The sequence below is a fragment of the Tropicimonas sp. TH_r6 genome (assembly GCF_033101155.1).
In the GTDB taxonomy this organism is placed as follows: Bacteria; Pseudomonadota; Alphaproteobacteria; order Rhodobacterales; family Rhodobacteraceae; genus Tropicimonas.
The window spans coordinates 1-2,052 of sequence record NZ_JAWMPX010000074.1 but is presented as its reverse complement, the minus strand read 5'-3'; the positions used below and the strand labels follow the sequence as shown (position 1 = coordinate 2,052).

Below are 2,052 nucleotides of genomic sequence, written 5' to 3'. Positions count from 1 at the left end.
GTCAGGACCCATTGATTTCCGACGGACTGCGTGACCCACGGTTCGAAAACCGAGCGGTGAACATGTCTGATCTTTTCTGGCTGACAGATGCCCGGATGGCGCGTCTTGAGCCCTTCTTCTCGAAGTCACACGGCAAACCACGGGTCGATGACGGGCGTGTGTTGAGTGGAGTTATCTTCATCAATCGCAATGGTTTAAGGTGGCGGGACGCGCCGAATGCACACGGTCTGCACAAGACGCTCTACAACCGCTGGAAACGTCGGAGCGACACGGGCGTGTTCGTCCGGATGAAGACGGGTCTGGCTGCCGAGTACGGCGAACAGAAGACCGTCATGATCGGCGCGACCTATCTCAAGGCACATCGCACAGCCTCCAGTCTGGGGGTGAAAAAGGGGGTCGCGGACGCCTGACCGGCCGCACCAAAGGCGGAATGAATACCAATCTGGACGCCATCTGCTTCAGCCGGGGCCGACCACTCAACTTGGTCGTCACTGCTGGTACCCCTCTCAGCGATGCGAAGTATCGCCTGCCGGGCAACGGGTCAGCGGCTACATCGGCGCACGGGCATTGTTGAGCAGCCTGCCGGATGTCGATTGGCTTCTCGGCGACCGCGGCTATGACGCGGACTGGTTCAGAGACGCGTTGAAAGACAAAGGGATAATGCCCTGTGTCCCGGGCCGAAAGCAACGCAAGACGCCCGTGAAATACGATAAGCGTCGATACAAGCGACGCAGCCGTATCGAGATCATGTTCGGCAGGCTCAAAGACCGGCGACGTGGGGCAACCCTGTACGACCGCTGCCCGAAGGTCTTCCTCTCAGCCATCGCCCTCGCTGCTATCGTGATCTATTGGCCATGGGTCCAGAGCCTTCTGTATCTCGTCCTTGCTACTCTTTCCCCGCCACCGGCCTTGGCCAAGGCCGGTGGCGGGACGATGTTTGGCGTCTGAGCCTTGTGGCATCGACCACGTTTGTTAGCGAGCCAGCACCGTCTCTCTTCATCGTCTCGAACAGTTGAATGCGGCCGATCAGGACCGCGGAGCAGAAGGAAGAGAGCATGAGAAGCATACTGCATCCGGCGATTGCCGGCATAGATGTCTCGCAGGACTGGCTGGATATCCATTGCCTACCCGATGGCCATCGGCTTCGACTTCCGAATAGGTCGGTCGGTCACGGGAAGCTTGCGAAGCTCGCTCAGGATCGAGCGGCTCTGGTCTGCTTCGAATAATCCACAGGTGGTCAGGAGTGACGTCTCTGGGTGAGCCTGGGCGACGCCGGCATCCTCGCTCGGCAACGGCCGCCCGCACAAAGTGAGCCATTGATGCGCCATTGGTCCGAGCACAATGGCGAACGCGTTCGCTGCCAGCCGTGGCACGCGGGCAAAGACGGATCGGATTGACGCCGAACTGATGGCCCGCTTCATGGCGTTTCGCCCTGAGGCGGGGCGTTGCCTTCCGCATGAAAAGCTACGCCTTCTCAGAGCATTGACTTCCAAGCGCGGGCAACTCGTTGAGACACGAAAGCGGCTCGTGGCACAGGGGGCAGCACAGGGCAAGCTCGGAACAGCGTGCTTGTTCGCGGACATGGACCACGAGATTAAGGACTTGCTCGACCGCCAGATCAGCGAACTGGAAAAACGGATTGAGCAAACCATCGCGAGCGATGCCACCCTGGCCGAAACCGCAGCTATCTTGCGATCCATTCCGGGAATCGGCCCGGTGGCCAGCACAATGCTGATCGCCGAAATGCCCGAGCTCGGTCAGATCACCGCTGAGCAGGCAGCCGCCCTAGTCGGCCTCGCGCCAATAGCTCATGACAGCGGGACGCTGCGCGGCAAACGTGCCATCGGCGGAGGACGGCGATTGCTGCGCCATGTGATGTTCCAGGCCGCGCTCGTTGCCGCTCATCACAATCCGGTCCTGAAAGCATTCGCGGATCGCCTCCGAGCCGCAGGAAAACCGCACAAGGTCATCATCACCGCTGTCGCTCGCAAACTCGTCACGTTCGCGAACGCTCCGTGCAGATCACGCAAAACCTGGGCGCATCAGGCAGCC

1 protein-coding gene and 1 pseudogene are annotated in these 2,052 nt (G+C 60.5%); both read left to right on the top strand.

Annotated elements, in window-relative coordinates:
* Positions 1-62: 62 nt before the first annotated feature.
* A pseudogene (locus tag R3X27_RS25410) lies at positions 63-852 on the top strand (IS5 family transposase); the annotation flags it as partial.
* Between the two features lie 489 nt (positions 853-1,341).
* On the top strand, positions 1,342-2,052 hold a 711-nt coding region (locus R3X27_RS25405; RefSeq protein WP_317711706.1), incomplete at its 3' end, for a transposase.